Source organism: Streptomyces sp. NPDC014733, assembly GCF_043083385.1.
In the GTDB taxonomy this organism is placed as follows: domain Bacteria; phylum Actinomycetota; class Actinomycetes; order Streptomycetales; family Streptomycetaceae; genus Streptomyces.
The window spans coordinates 616,102-632,960 of sequence record NZ_JBIBYO010000003.1; the positions used below are offsets into that span (position 1 = coordinate 616,102).

General features: G+C 73.5%; 9 protein-coding genes. 2 read left to right on the forward strand and 7 right to left on the reverse strand.

Going from position 1 to position 16,859, the window contains the following annotated elements:
- Positions 1-9 precede the first annotated feature (9 nt).
- The 7 genes from ACF1BH_RS10980 to ACF1BH_RS11010 are packed head-to-tail and all read right to left on the reverse strand — an operon-like array spanning position 10 to position 13,607.
- Positions 10-1,608: a condensation domain-containing protein gene (locus ACF1BH_RS10980; RefSeq protein ID WP_391642104.1), complete on the reverse strand. Its 1,599-nt coding sequence runs from the start codon at positions 1,606-1,608 to the stop codon at positions 10-12.
- 40 nt (positions 1,609-1,648) lie between these two features.
- Positions 1,649-2,926: an acetyl-CoA carboxylase biotin carboxylase subunit family protein gene (locus tag ACF1BH_RS10985; RefSeq protein ID WP_391642105.1), complete on the reverse strand. Its 1,278-nt coding sequence runs from the start codon at positions 2,924-2,926 to the stop codon at positions 1,649-1,651.
- The gene (locus ACF1BH_RS10990) at positions 2,923-3,693 is read right to left on the reverse strand and encodes a thioesterase II family protein (protein ID WP_391642106.1); all 771 of its coding nucleotides are present in this window, start codon (positions 3,691-3,693) and stop codon (positions 2,923-2,925) included. The genes ACF1BH_RS10985 and ACF1BH_RS10990 overlap by 4 nt, the downstream gene beginning before the upstream one ends.
- Positions 3,690-3,869 (reverse strand): MbtH family protein, encoded by a 180-nt coding sequence (locus ACF1BH_RS10995; protein WP_391642107.1) that lies wholly within the window; start codon positions 3,867-3,869, stop codon positions 3,690-3,692. The genes ACF1BH_RS10990 and ACF1BH_RS10995 overlap by 4 nt, the downstream gene beginning before the upstream one ends.
- Positions 3,866-7,801, reverse strand: coding sequence for an amino acid adenylation domain-containing protein (locus tag ACF1BH_RS11000; protein ID WP_391642108.1), 3,936 nt, complete (start codon positions 7,799-7,801; stop codon positions 3,866-3,868). The genes ACF1BH_RS10995 and ACF1BH_RS11000 overlap by 4 nt, the downstream gene beginning before the upstream one ends.
- 35 nt (positions 7,802-7,836) lie before the next feature.
- Positions 7,837-11,781, reverse strand: a complete 3,945-nt coding sequence (locus ACF1BH_RS11005; protein WP_391642109.1) for a condensation domain-containing protein — start codon at positions 11,779-11,781, stop codon at positions 7,837-7,839.
- Positions 11,778-13,607: a non-ribosomal peptide synthetase gene (locus tag ACF1BH_RS11010; RefSeq protein WP_391642110.1), complete on the reverse strand. Its 1,830-nt coding sequence runs from the start codon at positions 13,605-13,607 to the stop codon at positions 11,778-11,780. Before ACF1BH_RS11010 ends, ACF1BH_RS11005 begins: the two co-directional genes overlap by 4 nt.
- Before the next feature lie 790 nt (positions 13,608-14,397).
- Between ACF1BH_RS11010 and ACF1BH_RS11015 the strand changes: the two genes are divergently transcribed.
- Positions 14,398-14,940: a hypothetical protein gene (locus ACF1BH_RS11015; protein WP_391642111.1), complete on the forward strand. Its 543-nt coding sequence runs from the start codon at positions 14,398-14,400 to the stop codon at positions 14,938-14,940.
- A gap of 88 nt (positions 14,941-15,028) precedes the next feature.
- Positions 15,029-16,858 (forward strand): amino acid adenylation domain-containing protein, encoded by a 1,830-nt coding sequence (locus ACF1BH_RS11020; RefSeq protein WP_391642112.1) that lies wholly within the window; start codon positions 15,029-15,031, stop codon positions 16,856-16,858.
- Position 16,859: the final 1 nt, after the last annotated feature.

Here is a 16,859-nt window from a genome sequence, read left to right on the forward strand (position 1 = left end):
ATCCACTCTCTAGGCGTGCGGGAGACCGGCGAGGGCCGGTTCGTCGGGACCTTCGGCCATCAGATGCAGCGCGGAGAGTACGTACCGCAGCAGCTTTTCGGCGGTCCCCGCGCCGTACCGGGCCTCGTCGACCGTGACCTCCAGGAGAGGGCCCCGGCCACGCGGATCGTCGATCACCTCGACGCGGACCGGGAAGCTGGAACGGTCCCGCAGGTCCTCGTCGGCGGTGACCAGCCCGGCGTCCAGCAGCCGGTCGCGGGCGTGGAAGTGCACATAGTTGAAGACGGTGGCGAAGGGCGGGCCCCCGAGCAGGGACCGCACCTCGGCATCGGGGAACCGGCGGTGCGCCAGCAGCGCGTTCTCCGCATCGAAGGCGCGCCGGGCCGCGGTGCGCCAGGACACCCCGGCCACGTCCAGGCGCAGCGGCAGGGTGTTCAGGAACAACCCCAGCGTCAGCTCGCTGCCCACCCGCTCCGGCCGGCCGCTCACGGTCAGCCCGACCGTGACCGCGGAGCCGCCGGCCAGCGCCGCCTGCGCCGTGCAGTCCGCCGCCAGCAGGAGGCTCTTGACCGGCAGGCCCCAGTCGGCGCCGAGCCGGCGGAGCCGCTCGATGTCCGCCGTGGGAATCGGGGCGCACACCTTCCGGAACGGGTCGCCGGACCCGTCGCCCCGCTCCGGCGGCACCGCACCCCGGTCGGCGCCCAGCCGCTCGAAGTGGCGCCGTGACTCCTCGCTGCGCAGCGCCGCCCGCTCCAGGCGGACGTACTCCTGCGCGGGGGCGGGCGCGGCGAGTTCGACCGGCTCGCCGCGCAGCAGACCCGCGTACAGGCGGATCAGTTCGCTGCTGAGGACCGATTCGCTCCACCCGTCCAGCGCGGCGTGGTGGAAGGCGTAGGAGAGCCGGAACGCCGCGTCGCCGACGGGCGCGGCGTGCACGCGCCACAGGGGGGCCTGCTCGGGGTCGAAGGGCGTCAGCAGCGTCTGCATGACCTTCTCGTGCTGCTCGGCCGCGTCCGGGCCGGAGCGGTCCGCCGTCTCCAGCGGCACCTCCACCTCCCGCTCCACCACCTGCATGGGCTCGCTGAACGTCGTGAGGTCGAAACGGGAGCGCAGCACCGGGTGGCGACGGGCGACGCGGTCGACGGCCCGCCGCAGCACGGACACGTCGAGGGGGAGGGTGACCGTGCGGGAGACGGCATCGATGTAGAGCTCGCCGCCGCTGATCAGGTTCTCGTAGATCAGACCGAGCTGGAGGCGGGTGGCGGGGTGTACCGCCTCGGCGCCCTCGGGGACCAGGGCCCGGTCCTCGGCGCGGAGCAGCCCGTCCTCCGGGTCGCCCGCCTCCGGGCCGGCCGCGGCGGCGGAGCCGGCGCAGGTGCCCCGCGGGGTGGGGTTCTTGAACAGGTCCAGGAGGGTCAGGCGCAGGCCGCGTTCCTTGGCCACGCCGATGACCTGCGCGGCGAGGAGCGAGTCCCCGCCCAGGGAGAAGAAGTCGTCGTCGGGGCCGACCGGGCCGACGCCGAGGACCTCCTCCCAGATGCGGGCCAGGACGCCCGCGTCGGACAGCTGCTCCTGGCGGGCCGGCCCGTCGGTGGATGTGCCGCTCACGTATCCGCTCCTTCGTGTTGTCGTGGCGTCCGGGCCGGTGTCACAGCCGGCCCAGCTCGGCCCCGGTGACCGTCTGCGGGCCGGGTCGGCCGGGGAAGGCGAAGGTGAACCGCAGCCGTGACTCCACCTCCTTGACGACCACCGCGAGCTCCTCCGGACCCGTGGTCTCACCGATGACGACGTCCAGATCCTGGGTCTGTACGCCCCCCGGCAGCCGGGCACCCGGCCGGGTGTACGGGCGGTGCAGGGTCACTCCGGGCAGTGCGCGGATCTCGTCGACACCCGTCACGTCGAGCAGTTCGCACGCCTCGCGGGGGGCGGGGTGGGTGATCTGGTAGACGAGGCGGCCGGCCGGGAGCGCGGGCACGGTGACCCGCTCGCCGAGGGCGACCCGGCCGGCCAGCTCGATGAGGTTGCGGCCGACGGCCCGTCCGGCGAGCTCGTTGATGCCGCCGCCCAGCCGCCCGTTGACCTCGATGAACCGGGGCCCGGCGGGGGTGAGTTTGACCTCGGTGTGGGTCAGGCCGGTGGTGATGCCGAGTGCCGCCACGGCCCGCCGGGCCAGCGTGAAGACCCGCGCGGTCTCCTCGGGGTCCAGCGGCGCGGGCCAGAACCTCCCGGTCTCCCGGAAGGGTGGCACCATGGGGAACTTGCCGGTGACGGCGATATCGGTGATCTCGCCGCCCTGCACGAGCTGTTCGATCGAGACGTAGTCCCCGAACGGCGCGCAGTCCCGCCCGACCAGGTACTCCTCCAGCACCAGGGAGCGGTCGGAGCCGTATCCGGGCGCGCCGTCGGCCAGCAGACGCCCGACGAGGGAGCGCCCGTCCGCCTCGTCGGACACGAAGAAGGTGTTGCGGCTGGCGCCCCCGAACGCGGGCTTGAGGACCGCGGGCAGCCCGACGTGCGCGACGGCGTCCGCCCAGTCGTGCACGGAGTCGACACGGCGGAAACGCACCGAGTCGACGCCCGCCGCCCGCAGCGCACCGCGCTGCTTCCACTTGTCCGTCAGCAGGGCGGTGGTGGCCGGGCTGTGCTGGACCAGCCCCAGCCGGTCGGCCAGTTCGCCGGTGAGCCGCAGGGCCTTCTCGCTGAACGTCACGATGCCGCCGGGGTGGTGGCCGCCGAGCTCGCGTACCGCGTCGTCGAGGGAGTCGATCCACACGACGGGGGCGAACTGTTCCAGCAGCGGTGCCATGCGACGGGTGTGTTCGTTGCGCTCGGCGGCGAAGACCCAGGTGGCCCAGTCGCCCAGGCCCACCGCGATGTCTCCCGGCTGTGCGGCACCGAAGTCGTACACCACGATGAGGGGTTTCACCGGTACACCTTTCGCCCGTGGACGCCGTCCAGCGCGTCGTGGATCAGGCCGGTCAGGGCCGTCAGGCCGTCCCGGTAGTAGAAGTGGCCCCCCGGCAGGGTGCGGGTGGTGAGACCGGCCGCGGTCCACCTGCCCCAGGCGGCCAGGTGACCGGCGCCGACCCAGGTGTCGTCCGCGCCGCCCACGGCGACCACCGGGCAGGACACCCGGCGGTTCTCGGGGACGTGCCGGGCGAGCATCAGGTAGTCGGCCCGCAGGACCGGCACGATCAGGTCCAGGACGTCGGGGTCCTCCAGCAGCCGGGGATCGTAGCTGCTGAAGCGGGTGAGCTCGGCCAGCCACTGGGCGTCCGTCATCGCGAGGACCTGGCCGGCGTCGAGGCGGACCGAGGCCGGCGGCCGGGCCGCGGAGGCGACCAGCAGCTCGACCGGGCGCCCGGCGTCCTCCAGACGCAGCGCCAGGGTGTGGGCGAGGACCCCGCCGAGACTGTGGCCGACCGGCACGACCGGGCCGGTGGAGTGCTTCAGGACGGCCTCCGCCGCCTCGGCGGCGAGCGCCGAGAGGGACGTGGCCGGTGGCTCCGCGGCGCGCGGCCCGCGCCCGGGGTACTGGAGGACCAGGGCGGACTCGTTCCCGCGCAGCAGCCGGCGGGGCCAGTCGCCCATGGCGTACGCGCTGCCGCCGGCGAACGGGGCCAGGACGTAGGTGCGGGTGGCCCGCTCGGCGCCGTAGCGCCAGACCAGGGGGGTGGGTTCGGAGCGCTTCACGAGGCGCCGCTCACCACGGAACGGGGGCGGATGTCGGTCCACACCTCCGCGATGTGGGCCAGGCACTCCTCCCGGGAGCCGGTGAACCCGGTGCGCTCCCAGCCGCTGGGCAGGGCCTTGGCCTCCGGCCAGACGGAGTGCTGTGCTTCGGCGTTCACCACGACGGCGTAGGTCATCGGGACATCTCCTCGGAGTCGGACGGATCGGTACGGGGGCAGCTGGAGCGCAGCGCCGCGGCGTAGGCGTCCACCAGTGCGCGCATCCGGGACGCGGTGAAGACCTCACCGCTGAAGCGCCACAGGATCGACAGCCGGCCGGCGACGATGCTGGGGTAGATCTCGATCGGGAACGGCCGCGGCATGTCCGCGGGCCGGTCGTCGCCGGAGATGTCGATACGGACCTCGCCGAGCGGGCCCGGCGCGGCGTCGGCCGCCCCGTCGTCCGTGTGCAGATAGGCGGGCTCGCCCCAGTAGTTGAAGAGCACCTGGGGGACCGGGACGGCGGCGAGCCGGGCGCGCACCTCAGGGTCGGGGTGGAGGTACCGCAGCAGGTCGTGGTCGAGGCCGCGGCCCGGTATCTCCCTGATCAGGCCGGCGACCGACCGTGCCTGTACGGCGTCGGCGGGGTCGGCGAGCATCGGCAGGGCGAAGGGGTAGGCGGTGTTGAAGAAGCCGACCGTACGGCCGAGGTCGACACCGTCGAACAGGTCCTCCCGGCCGTGCCCGCCGAGCTGGACCTGCAGGGTGCCGCCGCCGAGGCCGAGCCAGTCCTTGAACCCGGTGCCGAGGCAGGCCAGCAGGCGCTCGTACACCGTCAGCCCGGCGTCGGTCGCCCCGCCGGTGAACCGGCGGGTCCAGTCCCGGTCGAAGGTGAAGGTGATCTCCTCGGTGTTGCCTTCGAGGCCCTGCGGCGCGCTCCGCGCCACCGGGGTGCAGGCGTCCCAGTCGCGGGAGAGCCAGTACTCCGCGTCCAGCCGCTCCGGCCGGGACCGGACGAGTTCGTGCAGGCGGCGGGCCCATTCGGTGTACGGGGTACCGGCCGGGGCGAGGGACCGGGTGCCGCCGTCGCGCAGGATCGCCGACAGCTCCTCGGTGATCACGTTCCAGGAGTAGAGGTCGACCACCGCGTGGTGGACGATCAGCACCAGCCGGTCGTGCCGTCCGTCCGGCAGCCGCAGCAGACCGGCGCGGCAGACCGGCCCGGTCCGCAGATCGAGGGCCGCGTGCAGCTCGGTCGCCGCGGCGTGCATCCGGCCCTCCAGCGCGTCCGCCGCCACCTCCCGCAGGTCGAACTCGGTGACGGGGGGCGCCTCCTGGGCGATGGTCTGGGTCAGCTCGCCGTCCGCCGCCGCCGTCCGGGCGCGCAGCATGGGGTGCCGTTCGGCGAGCAGCCGCACGGCGCGTGCGGTCTCCTCGGTGGTCACCGGCCGCCGCACGGCGTACAGCACCCCGTGGTTCCAGTAGTCCGGCCGGGGCACGCCGCGGGCGAAGAACGCCAGCTGGGCGGGGGTGAGCGGGGCCGACTCGGCTTCCGCGGGCGGGGGCGCGGCGGCGTGCCGCTCGCCGGGGTCGGCCGCGCCGGTCCCGGGCCCGCGCCACCGGGCGACCCTCGCCAGCGCCTCGACGGTCCGGTGCTCCAGCAGGTGCCGGGGGCGCAGCTCGATGCCGCGGCGTCCGGCCGCCTGGACGATACGGATACCGGTGATGGAGTCGCCGCCGAGCGCGAAGAAGTCGTCCGTGACGCCGACGGGCGCACGGCGCAGACAGCTCTGCCACAGCTCGCAGAGCGCGGTTTCGAGCGGGGTGCGCGGTGCGGTGTACGCGAGGGTGTCCACGCGCCGGTCGGCGGCGCGTGCCCGCAGCGCCCTGCGGTCGATCTTGCCGTTGGGGTTGCGCGGCAGTACGGGGAGGAGCAGCACCTCCTGGGGGACCATGTACGCGGGCAGCCGGCCGGCGACGTACTCCTTGACCGCGGTGGCGTCCGGTGCGCCACCGGGCTGTGCGGTGACGAAGGCGACGAGCCGCTCCGGACCGTCGTCCTTGAGCAGTTCGACGACGCCGCGTGCCACGTCGGGGTGGCCCTCCACGGCGTGCTCGATCTCGCCGATCTCCACCCGGCGGCCGCGGATCTTGACCTGGTTGTCGGCCCGGCCGAGCAGTTCGACACCGCCGTCCGCCCGCCACCGGCCGAGGTCTCCCGTGCGGTACATGCGCCGTCCGGGCTCGGCGGCGAACGGGTCGGGCAGGAACGCGGCGGCGGTCAGGGCGGGTTGCCCGATGTAGCCGCGGCCCACGCTCTCGCCGCCGATGTACACCTGACCGGTGACGCCGGGCGGTACCGGCTGCAGATCCGCGTCCAGGATGTGGACCCGGACGCGGGGCAGCACCTTCCCGACGGAGGTGTACCCGCCCTCGTCGGCGGTGACCGGCCCGCCCGTACTGTCGTCGGCCACCTCCGCGGGGCCGTAGGCGTTGAGCAGTTCCACCCCGGGCATGACGGTGTGCCAGCGCCGGGCCAGTTCGCCGCTGAGCGGTTCGCCGGTGGCGATCAGGCGTTGCAGGGTCGTCCGCACGGCGGCCGCGGCGGCCGGGTCGTCCTCGAAGTGACCGAGGAGGACATCGATGTAGGTGGGCACCAGGGCGAGGCAGCCGAAGCGGTGGCCGACCGCCATCGCGGCGAGCGCCGCGGGGTCACGCACCACGTCGTCGGGGACCACACAGACCGTCGAGCCCGACGTGAGGCCGGCGAACATCTGCCAGATGGACAGGTCGAAGGTGAGCGGCGCGGTCTGCGGGACCTCCACGCCGGGCCGCAGACCGTAGTCCGGTACCCGGGTCGCCAGCAGGTTGAGGAACGAATGGTGCTCCACCCCGGCGCCCTTGGGCGTGCCCGTCGAGCCCGAGGTGAAGATGATGTAGGCGAGGTCGGTGGGCGCCGCCGGTGGGCCGAGCAGGTTCCGTACGGTCCCGGGGTCGTACGTCCCGGGAGCCGCTTCGGCCTCCGCGCGCAGCTCCTCGGGGCTCAGCAGCGTCGCGTCGAGGTCCCGCGGCACCTCCACCCCGTCCTGCGCCACCACGACGCGGGCGCCGCGCAGCAGCTTGTCGCGGCGCTCGGCCGGCATCGTGGGGTCCAGCGGGACGTACACGCCACCGGCGAAGAGGACCCCGACGGCCATGACGAGGAACCAGGCGCTGCGCGGGGCGACCAGCGCCACCTGGCTCTCGCGGGTGACGCCCGCGCGCCGCAGCCGCAGCGCGACGGCGGTGGCGTGGGCGCACAGCCGGCGGTAGGTGAACGCGCTCTCGCCGTCGTGGAGGGCGAGCGCGTCCGGACGCGTCGCCAGCTGGGCCAGGAGCAGTTCCCGGTAGGGCGTGGTGCTGTCCAGCTCCGCGGTGTCGTTGAACGTGACCAGCACCTGCTGGCGGGTGGCGTCGTCCAGGACACCGATCTCCGCGAGGTGGCGGTCCGGTTCGGCCAGCCCTGCCTCCAGGGCCGCGGACACACCGGATGCCAGCGCCCGGAGCCGGGCGGCGGACAGCAGCCCGGAGGTCACCGTGATCTCCGTGGCGCCGATGCCGAGGGAGACGGCCGCCGGTGTCCCGGGCCCCGGCGCGGCCTCCTGCGCCGGAGCGTCCTGCGGGGACACCTCGACGCCGAGCGCCGGGTGTCCTTCCAGGAGGTCCTTGAGGGTGGTCTCGTCGACATCGCCGTGCGCGCGGGTCTCGGCGGCCGCGTTCCGCACGGTCCCCAGCCACTGGCGGAAGGTCGCCGCGGGGTCCGGCCGGAGGAGTACGGGCAGGCCGTCGCCGAGGGGGGCACCGGCCAGCAGGGTGACCGCGTCCTCGGCGCCGAAGCGGCGCAGCACGAGGGCGGCGGCGGCCGCGGCGGCCGTCCAGCGGAGCAGGGGTTCGCCGCCGGTGATCCGGTCCAGGTGTGCGCGGGCGGCGGGGGTGAGGGCCGCCCGGGCGGTCGTCGGGCCGCCGCTGACGGTGTCCGGCGAGCCACCCAGGGCTTCCGCCGTCGCGAGCGCCCCCTCGCGCAGCGCGTCCCGGCGTTGCCGCCAGAACTCGCGGGAGGCGAGGCTGATCTGGTCGGTGGTGGTGTCCACGGGCAGGTTTCTCCTCTTCGCGGGCGTGCGGGCGCTCAAAAGGTGAAGTCCGGCATCGCCGGCGGGCCGACCCGTGCGGGCGGGGAGCCGAACAGCTCGAACAAGGTGGCGCCGGGGCCGAGTTCCGCCAGACGTGCCAGGAGGGCGCGGTACTCCGCCAGCCACGCGGCGGCCGTCTCCTCGCGGAACAGGTCCGTGGCGTACTTCAGCCGGGCCCACAGCGCGTCGCCGTACTCCAGGACCGACACACTGAGCGCGAACGTGGGTGCCTCGGGGTCGACGTCGAGCAGCTCGACGCCGGGACCGCCGGGGCCCAGCGTCCTGATCGGCTCGACCTCGTTCTGGAAACCGAAGTTGGTCGTGGCCACCGGCTCGGCCGAGTGCGGGCGGGCGATCCGGATGATCCGGTCCGCGGGCAGATCGCCGTGCGACAGCGCCGACAACTGGGCGTCGCGGACCGCCGAGAGCAGCACGGCGAAGGGTTCGCCGGGGTCCAGCGCGGCCCTGACCACGATGGTGTTGGCGTAGCAGCCGAGGACCTCCTCATGGCCCGGCACCCGGCCGGTGACCGGCCCGGCGACGGCCAGATCGCGGTTGCCGCCGAGCTTCCACAGCAGCGCCATCCACCCGGCGAGCAGCACCATGTTGAGCGTGCCGCGCTCCCGGCGGGCGATCTCCCGCAATTCCGTGGCGAGTTCGGCCTCGATCGTCAGGGGCAGGTCCGCGCCGCGGCCGGGCGGTTCGCGGAAGTCGGCGTCCGCGCGGTCGGCGGGCAGCGCCACGGTCGGCACCCCGGCGAGCCGCTCGGTCCAGAAGGCGACCAGCTGCCGGCCGCGTTCGCCCGCCAGCATCTCCCGCTGTTCCCGGACGAAGTCCAGATACGTCTTCCCGGGCGCCGCACGGTCGCCGGCCCCGCCCAGGTCGTCCATCAGGACGCGCCAGGACCAGCCGTCGAAGAAGAGATGGTGGAGGGTGATCACGAGGACGTACCGGTCACCGTCGGCGAAGCGGGCGCGGAGGAGCTGGTAGCGGGAAGGGTTCGGGGCGTACAGGTCCAGCGGCCTGTCGACCAGTTCCTTGAGCCGGGCGAGCAGGGGTTCGCGGCCGTCGGCGACGGTGTGCGGCCGGAGATCGGCGTCGAGGCGCTCCAGGGCGACCCGGGCCTTCTCGGGGGGCGTGATCACCTGGACGGGGCCGTCGTGGCCGTCGCGCAGACCGACCCGGAGCATCGGGTGGCGGCGCACGACCGCCGCCAGCCGCCCGGTGAGCCAGTCGGCGTCCACCGGACCGTCGAAGAGGAAGGCGCCCGGCACGTTGTACGCGGCGGATTCGGGGGCGAGTTGCGCGGCGGCCCAGATCGCGGCCTGCTGCCCGGAGAGCGGACCTTCGGCGGCCTCGGGCTCCGCGTCGGCCGGGGCCTTTGCCCGGGCCGGGGCGGGCGCCGCGGTGGTGAGCGATGCCGCCAGGTCGCGCAGGGAGCCGAAGTCGAAGAGGTCCAGCACCTCGATCTCGGTGCCCAGGAGCGCGTTCAGCCGGGTGACCAGCTGGACGCCGTTGAGGGAGTTGCCGCCCAGCTCGAAGAAGTCGTCGTCCAGGCCGATCCCGGGCTCCTTGAGCACCTCCCCGGCCACCTCCAGCACCGCTGCCTCCGGGGTCGGGGCGCCGGCGGTGACCGGCGGCGCCGCGTCGGCCGGCGCCGCCCCTTCGGCTTCCGCCGCCACCGCCCGCGGCGCGGACGCGGTGTCCGGCCAGCAGTGCTCCTCGGCGAACGGTGCGAGCGGCAGCTCCACGCGGCGCCGGGGGACCCGCCCCAGGGCCGTACGCCGGTCCAGGGGGAAGCCGTGGCGATGGCAGACGCCGAGCAGTTCGGCGGGGGAGACGGCGGTGAGCGTCTCGACGCGGGGGGCGCGCCGGTCCGGCAGCAGCGCCGACAGGGCGCTGCCGGGTGCCAGGTCGAGCAGGACCGCCCCCTCGGTGAACGCGGCGAGCGCCGCCTCCAGCCGCTCCGCGTCGGGAGCCGCGGCGCGCGCCTCGGTGGCCGCCTGCTCCAAGGCGGCCGGCAGCTCCACCGCGCCGCGCGCGTACCGGGCCACGACCGCGCCGACGCCGTGCGCCAGGACGAGGTCCGGGGTGACCCCGAGGTCGGCGAGGAGCGCCCGCACCCCGGCGAGGTGGAGCAACTGCCGCTGCACCGGGCTCCAGCGCTCCGCCGGGAGCCGGCCCAGGGCCTCGTCCCGTACGCGGGCGAAGCCCGGATACCGGCCCGCCAGCGTCCGCAGGTGGGCGGCCGAGGGCGTCGGGTACGCGTCGGTGGGGGAGCCGAGGGCCAGGACGAGAGGACGGGGGCCGCCCTCCCCGACGGGGGCCGCGGGGCCGCCGGCGGACGGGGTGGACAGGAACGAGTCCAGTGCGGTGAGGAGCCCGGCCGTGTCGTGCACCGTCCACGCCTGCCGGTGGGCGAAGTGCGCCGGGTGCTCGCGGCCCACGGCCAGCACCTCGGCCGCGTCGGCGAGCGGGAAGCAGTCGGGGGCCGCGGCGACGGCGTCCCGGAGCCGGGTGGCGTACCGGCGCAGACCCTCGTCGCTGCGTGCGGAGAGGGCGACGACGTGCTCGGCGGGCTCGCCCGGCCGGTCCGTGGCCGGGGCCCGGAGCGGCCGCCCGGAGGCGGGGCCCTCTTCGAGGACCATGTGCGCGTTGGTGCTGCTGAGGCCGAAGCTGCTCAGTGCGGCGCGCCGGGGGGTGTCGCCGGCCGGCCACGGCTCGCACCGGGAGGCGATGCGCAGCGCGCCGCCGTCCAGGCCGAGCAGCGGGTTGGGCGCGGTGAAGTGGGCGGTCGGGAAGATTTCCCCGGCCCGGAACTGGGCGATGACCCGCACCAGCCCCGCGAACCCGGCCATGCAGTCCAGATGACCGAAGTTGCCCTTCACCGAGGACAGCGGAAGCGCGGCCGGGGGCGGCGAGCCGGTGGGGAAGGCGGCGAGCGCGTCGGCCAGCCCCTGGATCTCGATCGGATCGCCGATGCGGGTGCCCGTCCCGTGGGCCTCGACATAGCCGAGGGTGGCCGGGTCCACGCCCGCGTCCCGCAGGGCGGCGGTGATCACCTGGGTCTGCCCCGCCGGGCTGGGCGCCGTCAGCCCGTTGCTGCGTCCGGCGTCCTGGTTGACGGCGCTGCCCCGGATCACGGCATGCACGGTGTCCCCGTCGCGCACCGCGTCGGCGAGCCGCTTGACCAGGACGAAGCCGCCGCCTTCGCCGAAGGTCGTGCCGTCCGACTTCTCGTCGAAGGGGCGGCAGCGGCCGGTGGCGGAGAGCACCCCCAGCCCGTCGGCGCCCTCCGGGCGGCGCGGCGGGCGGCCGAGGACGAGCTCGTAGCCGCCGACCAGCGCCATGTCGCCCTCGCCGCGCACCAGTTTCCAGCGGGCCTCGTGCAGGGCGACCAGGAAGGACGAGCAGGCGGTGTCGATGACCAGCGCGGTGCCGCGCAGATCGAGGTGGTAGGCGATACGTCCGGCGGCGAAGGCACGGATGCTGCCGGTGAGGGCCGCGCCGTCGCGCCGGTCGTCCTCGGACAGCAGGTCGTGCAGGGTCGGTTCGGGCCCGCCGTACCCGGCGGTGTAGACGCAGACGTCACGGCCGCGCAGCTCCGCGGGCGCGTAGCCGGCGTTGCCGACGGCCGCCACGGCGAGCTGGAGCATCTTGCGCTGGCGGGGGTCGATCAACTGCGCCTCGGCGCGCGAGAGACCGAAGTACCGGTGGTCGAAGCCGGTGATGTCCTCGATCCAGCCGCCCTCCTGGTCCAGGTCGGAGCGGATGGTGCCGGTGGCTTCGGCGCGGGCCGCGGGCAGCGGCCCCGTGCGGTCGTGTCCGGCGCGCAGGATCCCGGTGAGCGAGTCCCAGTCGTCGCAGCCGGGAAAGTCGAAGGCCAGGCCGATCACGGCCACTGCGGTGCTGTCGGGTGCCGTCTTCATGTCGTCTCTCACAACTCGACGGTTGCCGTGGACCGGCCGGTGCGTGCGGGGTCCGCCGCGTCCAGGGCGGCGGCCAGCGCGGCGACGGTCGGGTGCGCGAAGAGCTGGCCGATGGTCAGGTCCGGATGGCGGCGGCGCAGCCCGGCGAAGACCCGCAGGGCCTTGAAGGAGTCCCCGCCGATCTCCATGAACCGCTCGTCGCGCCCGACTTCGGACCGCCCGAGCGCCGCGCACCACAGGTCGGCCACGAACTGCTCGGTGCCGGTCCGCGGGGGATGGGCCACCGGGCCGGCGGACGCGCCGCCGTCGGAGGCCATGGCGCGCAGGGCCGCCAGATCCGCCTTGCCGTTGACGGTGACGGGGATGGCGGGGACGGGCACGATGCGGCTCGGGACCAGCGCCCGGGCCAGGGTGGTGCCCAGCTGCCGCGAGAGCTCCGCAGGTTCCACGGGACCGGCCGTGACCACGTAGGCGACGAGTTCGGTCGGTGCGTCGGGCGCCGGGCTCTCCCCGACGACCAGCGCCTGCCGGACGGTGTCCAGGGCCAGCAGCGCCGACTCGATCTCGTCGGGCTCCACGCGGTTGCCGCGGACCTTGAGCTGCCGGTCGGCCCGCCCCAGGTACGCGTAGATCCCGTCGCTGTCGCGGATCATCAGGTCGTCGGTGCGGTAGAGGCGTTCGCCGGTGGCGTCGCGGGTGAACTTCCGCTCGGTGAGGGCCTGGTCGCCGAGGTAGCCGTGGGCGAGGCAGACGCCTCCGATGTGGAGGTTGCCCGGGGTTCCGTCGGGCACCGGCGCGCCGTCGTCGCCGAGCAGCCGCAGCTCGACCCCGTCGATGGCCTTGCCGACCGGGATGCGCGAGCGGTGCGTGTCCGGCTCCGTCACCTGGTGGAGCATCATCTCGATGGTGGCTTCGGAGGGCCCGTAAGCATTGAAGACTTGCAGGTCAGGGCGGGCTTCCAGGAGCGCGGCGGCCAGCCGCGGGGGGAACGCCTCACCCGCGACGATGACCATCCGGCCGGGCAGCAGCGTCCTGATGTCCCGCTGCCCGGCCAGCGCTTCGAGGAGGGACGGCGTGTAGGTCAACGCGTCCACCGGGTGGTTCTTCAGCTCCGTCGCCAGGGCCTCGGCGTCGAGTGTGGTGCTGCGGTCGTAGATGTCCAGCCGGGCGCCGCTGAGCAGGGCGCCGAACACCGAGATGAGGCCGAGGTCGGCGGCGAACGTGGTGGTCAGGCCGAAGCTGTCCGCGGTGGTGATCCCGTCCATGTAGCGCCAGAACGCGAAGTGGTGGTTGAGCACGGCCCGGTGCGGGACGTCCACGGCCTTGGGGACGCCCGTGGAACCGGAGGTGAAGACGAGGTACGCCGTGTCCTGCGGATCGGCCTCCTCGTCGGGCTCGTACGGCGCGGTCGGCAGCGAGGCGTCCAACAGCAGGACGGGCGCCGTCCGTTCGGCCAGCCGCGGCCGGTTGTGTGCGTCGGTCAGCACCGCTCGGGCCCCGGTCGCGGTCAGCAGCGCCGCGATCCGGGACTCGGGGTCCGTGGGCTCCAGGTGCACGGGGGCCGCGCCGACCGCCCACGCGCCCAGGACGGAGACCACGGACCACACCGAGCGGTCCACCACCGTGGCCACCACGTCCCCGCGCCCGATGCCCTGCGCGCGCAGCCGGCGGGCGAGTCCGCCGGCTGCCAGCGCCAATTCCGCGTAGCTCAGTTCGGTGTCGCCGTGGCGGACGGCGGCACGTGCTCCGTCCCGTGCGGCCACCTCGCGGAAGAGCGTGGCGGTCGAGCGGTGGTCGGACGGGGAGGCGGACGGATTCTGGGAGGGGGCGGCGTACACGAGCGCTCCTTAACTGTCCCTGCTGACCGGCATAAGACCTGTGAGGGCACAACGGGTATCTCGAGGGGGGAACGCCGAGTTTCCACTGGAGGAAGCGGTCCGGAGCCCGGAACGGCAGGAAGTCGGCGGATTACCAACAGGTATCTCAGGTGCGAGGCACTGACATGTGAAAATCCCCTGTGGGCTTACGAAGTCAATCCCGCAGGGGATCACGAATGCCACTGTCGCCGGGAAGTAAAGCATGGCCTGTCCTGCTCGCACCAGACCCATTGGAAGCCTCTGGACGGATTCCACTCTTTCCTGTGGAGGGCGACTTCAATCATGTGGCGGCCCAAGACTTAAAAGAGAGGGTGGAACGCCCCGTTCCGCCATCTATGTCCCAGATTGTGAGGCGAGAAGAAACCATTGCCCTGCGCGGAGTCGTTGAGTTAAGGTTCGATTGTTTGATCTAGGAACGCACGGCGTGAGCTGGTGTGGGAGGTCTTCCACCAGCCGCGATGCAGCAAAACCGTGAAGCCGACGGTGTGAGGACGGCAGAAAACCTGCCGTTCTTTGGTGCGCTATACGGCCGTGGGGGAGTGTCCGCGTCGTGTCCGATTTATTGAGCACCACCATTCTTTCCCGGTTCAACGGTCCACCGCATTCCGCGCAAGGCGGTTATGCGTGTGGCCTCTTTGCTGATCTGATCCGGCCCGGAGAAGGTTCGCCCGTGGCCGTGACACTGCTGTCCCCGCCACCGATGGACGTTCCGCTGGATTTCCGTCGGGGGGCACGCAGGTCCCAGGTCCGGTTGGCCGGCGAGCTCATCGCCACGGTCGCCGAGGCGGCCGGTGAGCCGGCCGGGACGGACCCGCTCTCCCTCGCCGAGGCCGAGCGGGCGGCCCGCGGCTTCGCGGGATTCACCGGTCACCCCTTCCCCACCTGCTTCGTCTGCGGCCACGCGCGTCCGGCCGGCGACGGACTCGCACTGACCCCCGGGCCGGTGGCGGGACGGCCGGGCACCGTCGCCTGCCTGTGGACCCCCACGGACGACCAGGCCGACGCCGGCGGCCGCATACCCGACGCCCTCGTCTGGAGCGTGCTGGACTGCCCCGGCGGATGGACCGGCGACCCCGTCACCACGCCCATGGTGCTCAGCAGGATGACCACGGTCATCACGCGGCCGCCGGCCGTGGGCCGTACCCATGTCGTCGTCGGCGCGCTGCGGCGTACGAACGCCCGGACCGCCTCTGTCGACACCGCCGTCTTCGACGCCGCACAGCAGCTCCTCGCCAAGGCGTCGGCGGTCTGGACCGCCGTGCCCGACGGGCTGCCGCCCGCTCCGGTCCGCTGACCGGCGTTTCCCGGCATCGCACTTCCCTTCCATCGGCCCCACGGCTGTTGCTGCAGCAGCGTGGGAGAACTCAGAGAACGGACGGAGAATGTCGACGAAAACCGCATGGGACGATTCGGTCGGCGCTGCGGGAGCGGCGTCGGTGCACTCCCTCTTTTCCCGGCAGGCGGCCGCCACCCCGGACGCCGTGGCAATCAGCGCACACGACGGGGAACTGACCTACGCCGAACTGGAATCGCGCGCCAATCAATTGGCGCATCAACTGCGCGGACTGGGGATCGGCGCAGAGGACACGGTGGGAATCTGCCTGGACCGCTCGGCAGATCTGATCGTCGCCCTGCTCGCCGTTCTCAAATCCGGCGGCAGCTATCTCGGGCTGGATCCCAAGCAACCGAAACAACGCCACACCGCTCTCCTTGAGGATTCCGGCGCCAAGGCGGTCATCACCACATCCGAGTTCACCGAGCGGCTCGCCCGAACACCCACTGCGATTCTTCTCGACGCTTCCCCCGCCCCCTTCGCGTCGTTTCCCACGGCGCCGGCCGGTGTACCGGTGGGACCGAAAAATACCGCGTACCTCGCCTACACCTCGGGCTCGACAGGAAAACCGAAGGGCGTCTGCGTACCCCATCAGGCCGTCATACGCCTGGTGGTCGACACCGATTTCCTGTCGATATCGTCCGACGACGTCTTCCTGCACTTCGCACCCGTCGCCTTTGACGCCTCCACCCTCGAAATCTGGGGCGCACTGCTCAACGGCTGCCGTCTGGTCGTGGCTCCCCCCGGCGACCTCACCCCCGCCGACCTCACCGCGATCATCGCCAAGAACGAGGTCACCGTCGCCTGGCTGACCGCCGGGCTCTTCCACGCCGTCGTCGAGTCGGGCACCCACGGTCTGACCGGGCTGCGCCACCTGCTCGCCGGCGGCGATGTGCTCTCCGCCGCGCATGTCGACCGTGCGCTGCGCGAGCTGCCGCACACCGGCCTGATCAACGGCTACGGGCCCACGGAGAACACCACGTTCACCGCCTGCCACACCTTCGACGGGGCCGTGGCCGACGGCCCGGTCCCCATCGGACGGCCCGTGCGGGGCACCAGCGTCCATCTCCTCGACGAGAGCCTGGAGCGCGTCGCGGACGGCGAGATCGGTGAGCTGTACGCGGCGGGCCTCGGGCTGGCGCACGGCTACCTCAACAACCCCGCTCTCACCGCCGACCGGTTCGTACCGAACCCGTTCTCGGCGGTGCCGGGCGAGCGGATGTACCGCACCGGCGACCTGGCCCGCCGCCGCCCGGACGGCACGCTCGAATTCCACGGCAGGGTCGACGACCAGGTCAAGATCCGTGGCTTCCGCATCGAGCCCGGCGAGGTCGAGACCGCCCTGCGGGACCACCCCGAGATCGCCGACGCGGCGGTCGTCACCCAGGGGGAGCCGGGCGGGGAGCGCTCCCTGACGGCGTACTACGTCAGCGAGGGCGCGGTCCCCACCGCCGTGCTCCGCCGCCACCTGGGCCGGAGCCTGCCCGCCTACATGCTCCCCGCCTTCTTCCTCCGGCTCGACGCCCTGCCGCTCACCTCCCACGGCAAGGTGGACCGGGCGCGGCTGGCCGCGCTGCCCAGGCCCGGGCGCCCCGAGCTGAGCAGCGACTTCCGGGCCCCCGACACCGAAGTGGCGGCCTGGCTCGCCGAGCTGTGGGCCGACTTCCTGGAGTTCTCCCCGATCGGCGTCGACGACGACTTCTTCGAGCTCGGCGGCCACTCCCTGATGGCGGCCCGTATCACCGGGGAGATCGGCGCCGAGTACGACGTGAACGTGCCACCGGTGGCCTTCTACGAGAACCCGACGGTCGACGAGCTGTCGGCCTACCTCACCGGGCTGCTGACCTCGGGCGAGAGCGACGGCACGCGGGCCGGCTGAC